Annotated in this window: 6 protein-coding genes and 1 pseudogene; 4 read left to right on the forward strand and 3 right to left on the reverse strand. The window is 71.4% G+C overall.

The genetic code is table 11. The features are described 5' to 3' along the window. From F3J18_RS38380 to F3J18_RS34520, 3 genes and pseudogenes are all read left to right on the forward strand, one after another. Window positions 1–130 (forward strand): annotated as a pseudogene (locus tag F3J18_RS38380) (sensor histidine kinase); the annotation flags it as partial. A gap of 9 nt (window positions 131–139) precedes the next feature. Then, window positions 140–802: a response regulator transcription factor RqpR gene (gene rqpR, locus F3J18_RS34515; protein ID WP_105828393.1), complete on the forward strand. Its 663-nt coding sequence runs from the start codon at window positions 140–142 to the stop codon at window positions 800–802. A gap of 228 nt (window positions 803–1,030) precedes the next feature. Next, window positions 1,031–2,434 (forward strand): amino acid permease, encoded by a 1,404-nt coding sequence (locus tag F3J18_RS34520; RefSeq protein WP_025100299.1) that lies wholly within the window; start codon window positions 1,031–1,033, stop codon window positions 2,432–2,434. A gap of 150 nt (window positions 2,435–2,584) precedes the next feature. Here F3J18_RS34520 and F3J18_RS34525 read toward each other — a convergent pair whose 3' ends face one another. Next, complete coding sequence (locus F3J18_RS34525) at window positions 2,585–3,280, reverse strand: PepSY-associated TM helix domain-containing protein (RefSeq protein ID WP_230676320.1); 696 nt, start codon at window positions 3,278–3,280, stop codon at window positions 2,585–2,587. Between the two features lie 509 nt (window positions 3,281–3,789). Between F3J18_RS34525 and F3J18_RS34530 the strand changes: the two genes are divergently transcribed. Next, window positions 3,790–5,451 (forward strand): rhomboid family intramembrane serine protease, encoded by a 1,662-nt coding sequence (locus tag F3J18_RS34530; protein WP_166916589.1) that lies wholly within the window; start codon window positions 3,790–3,792, stop codon window positions 5,449–5,451. A gap of 123 nt (window positions 5,452–5,574) precedes the next feature. Here the strand turns inward: F3J18_RS34530 and F3J18_RS34535 are convergent, their stop codons facing one another. Continuing rightward, on the reverse strand, window positions 5,575–5,937 hold the full coding sequence (locus tag F3J18_RS34535; RefSeq protein WP_025100302.1) for an EscU/YscU/HrcU family type III secretion system export apparatus switch protein: 363 nt from the start codon (window positions 5,935–5,937) through the stop codon (window positions 5,575–5,577). After that, window positions 5,934–6,955, reverse strand: a 1,022-nt coding sequence (locus F3J18_RS34540) for a flagellar hook-length control protein FliK (protein WP_166916591.1), incomplete at its 5' end; no start/stop codon positions are given. The genes F3J18_RS34540 and F3J18_RS34535, both read right to left, overlap by 4 nt.

Below are 6,955 nucleotides of genomic sequence, written 5' to 3' on the forward strand. Positions count from 1 at the left end.
CTGCGCCGCGTTCGGCGGCACGCTCGCGCACCAGCCGCGCGAGGGCGGCGGCACCGTGCTGCGCGCGCGCTTCGCCTGGGATGCGCTGCTGGCCGCGCCGCGCGCATCGGCACATGCTTCGGGCTGCTGAGGAGACGCGATGGCGCTGAATCTGTTGCTCGTGGACGATCACGCGATCGTCCGCCAGGGAATCCGGCAACTGCTGCTCGACCGCCGCGTGGCGGACGAGGTGGCCGAGGCCGAATCGGGCGCCGAGGCGCTCGCGGCCGCCGACAAGGGCAGCTTCGACGTGATCCTGCTCGACATCTCGCTGCCCGACATCAACGGCGTGGAGGTGCTCAAGCGCCTCAAGCGCAAGCTGCCGTCCACCCCGGTGCTGATGTTCTCGATGTACCGCGAGGACCAGTACGCGGTGCGCGCGCTGAAGGCCGGCGCGGCCGGCTACCTGTCGAAGACGGTCAATGCCGCGCAGATGATCTCGGCGATCCAGCAGGTGGCGGCCGGCCGCAAGTACGTGAGCCCGGCGCTGGCCGAGGCGCTGGCCGAATACGTCTCGTTCGAGAACGAGCCGCTGCCGCACGAGAAGCTGTCCGACCGCGAATACCAGACGCTCTGCATGCTGGCCTCGGGCAAGCGGCTCACCGACATCGCCGTCACCCTCTCGCTGTCGGTCAAGACGGTCAGCGTCTATCGCACGCGCCTGCTCGAGAAGATGAAGCTGTCGAACAACGCCGAGCTGACCTTCTACGCGATGAGCAACCGCCTGCTCGAGATGGCGCCGCCCACCCCGGCCGGCGCCTGAACCCGCCGCGGCGGCCCGCCATTCCGAGGGCCGCCCCAGGCGACTCCGCCGCCCATCCCCGCCCTTCCCCAAGCGCCCGCGCATCGCGCGCAAGCCCCTGTTTTCATTAGACGAATGTAGGTGCAACCCGAATAGGGCAACCGAAACGGATCGGCTAGAATGCCGGGGTTCCACCGACCATAACCATAATCCGCAGCCGTCGGCCGCGACTCACGTCATTCAATCCGCATGTCACTTCTTCGCAAGAAAAACGTCGACCAGATGATCGCCGGCGCCCAGCGCGCCGGCCTCAAGAAGGCGCTCGGCGCCGTCGACCTCACCTTCCTCGGCATCGGCGCCATCATCGGCACGGGGATCTTCGTGCTGACCGGCACGGGCGCGGTCCAGGCCGGACCGGCGCTGATGGTCTCGTTCATCGTGGCGGCGATCGCATGCGGGCTGTCCGCGCTCGCCTACGCCGAATTCGCCTCCACCATCCCGGTGGCCGGCTCGATCTACACCTATTCGTATGCCACGCTCGGCGAGCTGGTGGCCTGGATCATCGGCTGGGACCTGATGCTCGAATACAGCCTGGCCGCCTCGGCCGTGTCGGTCGGCTGGTCGGGCTACGCGCAGTCCCTGCTCAAGGGTTTCGGCGTGGTGCTGCCCACCGTGCTCACCGCCGCGCCCAACTCGGTGCCCGGCGTGACCACCTACTTCGACCTGCCCGCCTTCGTGGTGATGATGGCGATCACCACCCTGCTTTCGCTGGGCATCCGCGAATCGACGCGCGTCAACAATGTGATGGTGTTCATCAAGGTGGCGGTGGTGCTGCTGGTGATCGCGGTGGGCGTGTTCCACGTGACGCCCGCCAACTGGACGCCGTTCATGCCGCATGGCTGGCCGGGCGTGTTCGGCGCGGCGGCGGTGATGTTCTTCGCCTTCATCGGCTTCGACGCGGTGTCCTCGGCCGCCGAGGAAGTGAAGAATCCCAAGCGCGACCTGCCGATCGGCATCATCGCCTCGCTGGGCGTGTGCGCGGTGCTGTACGTGGCGGTCGCGGCCATCGCCACCGGCATCGTGCCTTCCGCGCAATACGCCGGCATCACGCACCCGATCTCCTACGCGCTGCAGGTGGCGGGCCAGAACTGGGTGGCCGGCTTCATCGACCTGGGCGCCGTGATCGGCATGCTGACCGTGATCCTGGTGATGACCTACGGCCAGACCCGCGTCACCTACGCGATGTCGCGCGACGGCCTGCTGCCGGCCGTGCTCTCGCGCGTGCATCCGCGCTTCCAGACGCCGTTCCTGGCGACCTGGATCATCGGCCTGCTGTGCGCGCTGATCGCCGCGCTGATCCCGCTCAACGTGCTGGCCGAGCTGATCAACATCGGCACGCTGGCGGCCTTCTCGATGGTCTCGATCGCGGTGATCGTGCTGCGCCGCACGCGCCCGGACCTGCCGCGCGCGTTCCGCTGCCCCGGCGTGCCGGTGGTGCCGGTGCTGGCCGTGGCCGCCTGCGTGTTCCTGATGCTGAACCTCAGCGCGGTGACCTGGAAGGCCTTCGGCATCTGGCTGGTGATCGGCCTGGTGATCTACTTCGTCTACTCGCGTCGCAACGCGAAGATCGCCCAGGGCGGCGCGCAGCACTGAGCCTCGCCTCCCGGCCAGGCCCGCCGCCCGCTCGCGCGGGCGCGGCGCCCACGAAAAAGGCTCGTCGTCGACGAGCCTTTTTGCTTGATGCGGCCGGATGCGCCGCCGCCGCGAATCTTGCCGCGAATCTCGCCGCGAAGCCGCCGCCCGTCAGCTCAATCCCGCCAGCAACGCCGCCGTGATCGAGCCGGCCACCAGCACCACGCCGATGGTGCGGCGCTTGTTGAGCTCGGTCCACAGCAGCACGCCGGTCAGCGAGAGCAGGATCATCGAGCCGGCGATGGTGTCCATCAGCAGCACCCAGAAGATGTTCATGCCCACGCCGCGATGCAGGTTGGTGAGGGTGGTCATCAGCGAGTTGTCGCTGCGCTTGAGGGAGATGGCCTGGCTGCCGACCCAGTAGTCGGCCACCACGTTCGCGCCCGGCTTGAACAGCGTGATCTGCCAGTGCTCGGGCTGCATCACGCTGCGATCGCCCCATTCCACCGGCTGCGCCGCTTCCTTGCGGATCCGCGTGCGGCCGGCATCGAACTTCAGCTCCTTGATCAGCCAGGCCTCGAGCCTGGCGGGCGACTTGGGCGCCGGCACGGGCAGGGGCATCTGCACCTCGCTCACGCGCGGCGCGCCCGGCGAGATCTTCAGCGGCGGCGCGCGATGGTTCATCACGAAACCGGTCACGCCGAACATCAGGCCCAGCACCGCGCCCCACAGCCCCACCCAGCCATGCACCTTGCGCAGCCACTTGATGAAGGTCGCGCGCCGCGAGCGCTGGCGCCGCGCGGCCAGCTCGGCCTCGGCCAGCGGGCGGGCCGGGCCGGCCGCCGCCCCCGCATAGCGCGTCGCCACGCCGGAAGACAGCTTCGGTTCGATCGATTCGGGCGCGTTCACGCTCACTCCAATGCCAATACGACAAGGGCGGCCCGCGACGCTGGTCGCTCGGCCGCCCTCTATCTTTAAATGAGAATCGCTATCATTACATAAAGCCCGGCGGGACTCAATCGCCGCCTGCGTGCCGGGCCCCGAAACAATGCGTCGGGGTCCGAACCAGCCGCGCGCGGCGCGCGCCTCGCTCGCGTTCCGAAGCCGCCGTACCGGCCCCGAAAGACGGGCGTTTCCGTCCTGCCGGGGCGGCATCGTCATGGTTTTTCGTGACAGGGGCATGTCGAGGCCAGGAAATTCGTTATCCGATGCATCGCGAACGCGCGCGTTGATTCCGGCGGCGCTAGAATCCCGACATCATCCGGACGTGCCGCGCCTTCGACGGGGATTCACCGAGACGCGCCGCCGCCACGCAAGCCATGCGGCATACCAGGCGTCCGGACCACAAAGACGACAAAAAACGGGGCCAGCTCTTCATGAACGACATCGCATCCGCGCCGGGTGGTCCACCGCTCGCGCCCGCCGTCACGGCCGCGCTCGGCGCGGCGGCGGCGCCAGCCAGCCTGCCCGCCGCCGCGCCGGGCGACGTCGACAGCTTCCGCATCCGCTTTTCCGTGCAGACGCGCGCCGCCGATCCGCGCCGCCGCGCGCGCCACGGCGGCTTTCCCGGCAGCGGCACGCTGAGCTTCGGCGCGGCCACCGGCACGCTGTCGCTGGACGGCAGCACCGGCGGCTGGATCGGCGCCCAACCCTTCCACCTGGCGATCCCGCGCGCGCAGATCTTCGATGCCAGCAGCGCCGGCAAGCGCATCTTCTTCGATCTCCACACCCCCGACGGCGTGCTCGGCATCGCGCTGCAGGCCGCCGACGCGGCCGCCGCCGCGAGCATCGCCGACCGCCTGCCGATGCAGGTCACCTCCACCTTCGCCGCCGAACTCGACGCGCACGCGCGCTTCGGCGACCTGGTGCAGTCCCGACCGATCGCCTGGGCCACCTGGGGTCTGGTGGCGGCGAACCTGCTGCTGTTCGCGGCGATGGTGCTCAACGGCGTCTCGCCGCTGCAGCCCGACATACCGGCGATGATCCGCTGGGGCGCGAACTACGGCCCCGACACGCTGGACGGCGACTGGTGGCGCCTGCTGACCAGCAGCTTCGAGCACTTCGGGGCGCTGCACCTGGCCGTCAACCTGCTGGTGCTGGCGCGTTTCGGGCCGCTCGCGGAACGGCTCTACGGCAGCTTCCGCTTCCTCTCGCTGTACCTGTTCGCGGGCGTGATCGCCAGCATGACCAGCGTGCTGTGGGACCCGATGCAATGCGCGGCCGGCGCCTCGGGCGCGATCCTCGGCGTGTTCGGCGCGCTGCTGGCCTGCCTGCTGCGCCGGCGCCGCGAGCTGCCGGCGCTGGTGCACGACCACCAGCGCTCGCTGGCGCTCGGCTTCGTCGCCTACTGCCTCTACAACGGCTTCCTGCATCCGGCGATCGACAACGCCGCCCACCTCGGCGGCCTCGCGGCCGGCTTCGCGGTGGGCCTGGCGCTGGCGCCGCCGCTCGATCCGGCCGCGCGCGAGGCGACCGCCGGCGCGAACGTGACCACCGCGGCCGGGATCGGCGCGCTGCTGGTGATCGCGCTGGCCTACCCGCTCACCCATCCCGGCCACGGACGCCAGCAGGAGCTGCGTTTCGCCCGCGAATACATGGCGATGACGGGCGCCTCGGCCGAGATCGGCAACGCGCTGGCGACGCTGCAGCGCGAGCCGATGGGCACCGAGGCCGAGCGGCTGGCGGTGTCGAACCAGGTGATGACCGATATCGTGCCGCGCTGGAACAACCTCTACGCGGTGCTGTCGAGCCTGCCGCTGCCGGACGGCTCGCCCTACCGCGCGCTGCGCGACACCAGCCTCGGCATGCTCGACAACGCGCGCCGCATGGCGACCAGCTATGCGCTGGTGCTGGTGCGTCCGCGCGAGGAGGGCGAGGCGATGCTGGAGAGCTACCGCGCGCTGCTGCTCGACCAGCATGCGCGCGCCAAGGACCTGCGCCAGGAGGAGCTGGCGCTGCGCAATACCAGCCGCTTCACGCATCGCCACGGGCCGGCGCTCGCGCCGGTGCCGGGCAGCGCCGCGGCGGCGCGTTCGTAGCGGACGGGGCCGCGTCGCGACGGAAGCCCACGCCTCGCTTCATCCCGCCTCAGCGGCCCGCTCGCAGTGGGTGATTCCGCGAGGCCGACCAACCCGGCAAGCCCGCCCTCGTCTCATCCACTTTCAGCGGCGCGGCTGCGGCAGCGCCGGAAACTCGCCGCCCGGCTCGGGCTTGCCACCGGGGCCGGCCGCCGCGCCATCGGCCTCGGCCTCGCGCGGCTCGGCGCGCTCCAGCGCATAGAGCCAGGCCAGCAGCTCGGCCACCGCCTGGTAGAGCGCCGGCGGAATCCGATCGTCGAGATCGACCTGCATCAGCAGCGACACCATCTCCGGCGCGGTATGCACGTACAGGCCCGCCTCGCGGGCGCGCGCCACGATCATCTCGGCGACCAGCCCGTAACCCTTGGCGACCACCCGCGGCGCGGCATCGCCGCCCTTCGGGTCGTAGACCAGCGCGGCCGCGCGCTTGCGCTTGTCGCCGCTCATCGCCAGAGCCCGTCGTCGAGGAAGCCGAATTCGTCGATATCGTCGAAATCGCCGAGATCGTGCTGCTTCGCGGCAGGGCGCGCCGCGCCGGCCTGCGCGTGCGCCTGGCCCTGCTCGTAGGCCGCCGCGGCCGCGCGCGAGGCGGCGCTGTCGAAGGGATCGGGCACGCTGTCGACGGCGCGGATCGTCAGGCCGCCGAGCTCCAGCCCCGAAGCCTGCAGGCGCTGGCGCAGGGCCTCGCCGTGGGCGCTGAGGCGCGCCGCGCCGGCGTCGTTGGCGCGCAGCCGCGCCACCAGCTGGGTGCCGGTCAGCACCAGTTCCGCATCGACCGCGCCCAGCGTGGGCAGCGACAGCATCAGCCGCGTGCGCCAGGCCAGCGGCGCCTCGCCGGGCTGCGTGCCGCCCGCGTCGGGCTCAACGCTCCAGTCGAGCCGCGCGCCGGGCCAGGCCTCGCCGCTCCAGCGAAACTGCTGGGTCGCGAGCAGGTCGAGCTGCTGGCGCACCAGCGGCAGCGTGGCCGGGTTGACGGTGGCCATCGCGGCCGAGCCGTTGGCGCCATTGGCATCGCCGCCCAGGGCCGCGCCCGGCTGACTGGTGGTGGCGGCCAGCAGGCGGCTCGCGCCCTCGTCGGCGGCCTGGAAGGCATAGGCGAGCGCGCCGCTGGCGCCGAACTGGCCTGCCGCCGGTGAGCGGGCCGGCGACGCATCCGGCGCGGCCCCGCCGCCGGCGCCCGCGGGCGTCGCACCGCCGTCGGGGGCCGCGCCGCGAGGCGCTGCACCACCGCCCGGCGCTGCCCCGCCGTCGCGTGCCGCCGCCTGGGTCAACTGGTTCTGGGGTTCGCGCGCGAGATCGGCCGTGCCGCGCTGGCCGGCCAGCCACTGCGCGAGATGGGATTCGTAGAACAGGCCGCTGTCGGCTACCGAGCGCGCCAGCGCCGCGGCCAGCGCGGCGATCGCCGCCTGGGCGATCGACGGCGTGAGCGGCGCGGCCGCCTGGGCGCCGTCGGCCGTGCCGGTGG

This window comes from Burkholderia sp. Ax-1720 (assembly GCF_011753035.1).
In the GTDB taxonomy this organism is placed as follows: domain Bacteria; phylum Pseudomonadota; class Gammaproteobacteria; order Burkholderiales; family Burkholderiaceae; genus Burkholderia; species Burkholderia gladioli.

Coding starts and splice junctions, on each gene's coding strand:
- F3J18_RS34520 (WP_025100299.1), top strand. CDS start 1,031: ATGTCACTTCTTCGCAAGAAAAACGTCGACCAGATGATCGCCGGCGCC.
- F3J18_RS34530 (WP_166916589.1), top strand. CDS start 3,790: ATGAACGACATCGCATCCGCGCCGGGTGGTCCACCGCTCGCGCCCGCC.
- F3J18_RS34535 (WP_025100302.1), bottom strand. CDS start 5,937: ATGAGCGGCGACAAGCGCAAGCGCGCGGCCGCGCTGGTCTACGACCCG.
- rqpR (WP_105828393.1), top strand. CDS start 140: ATGGCGCTGAATCTGTTGCTCGTGGACGATCACGCGATCGTCCGCCAG.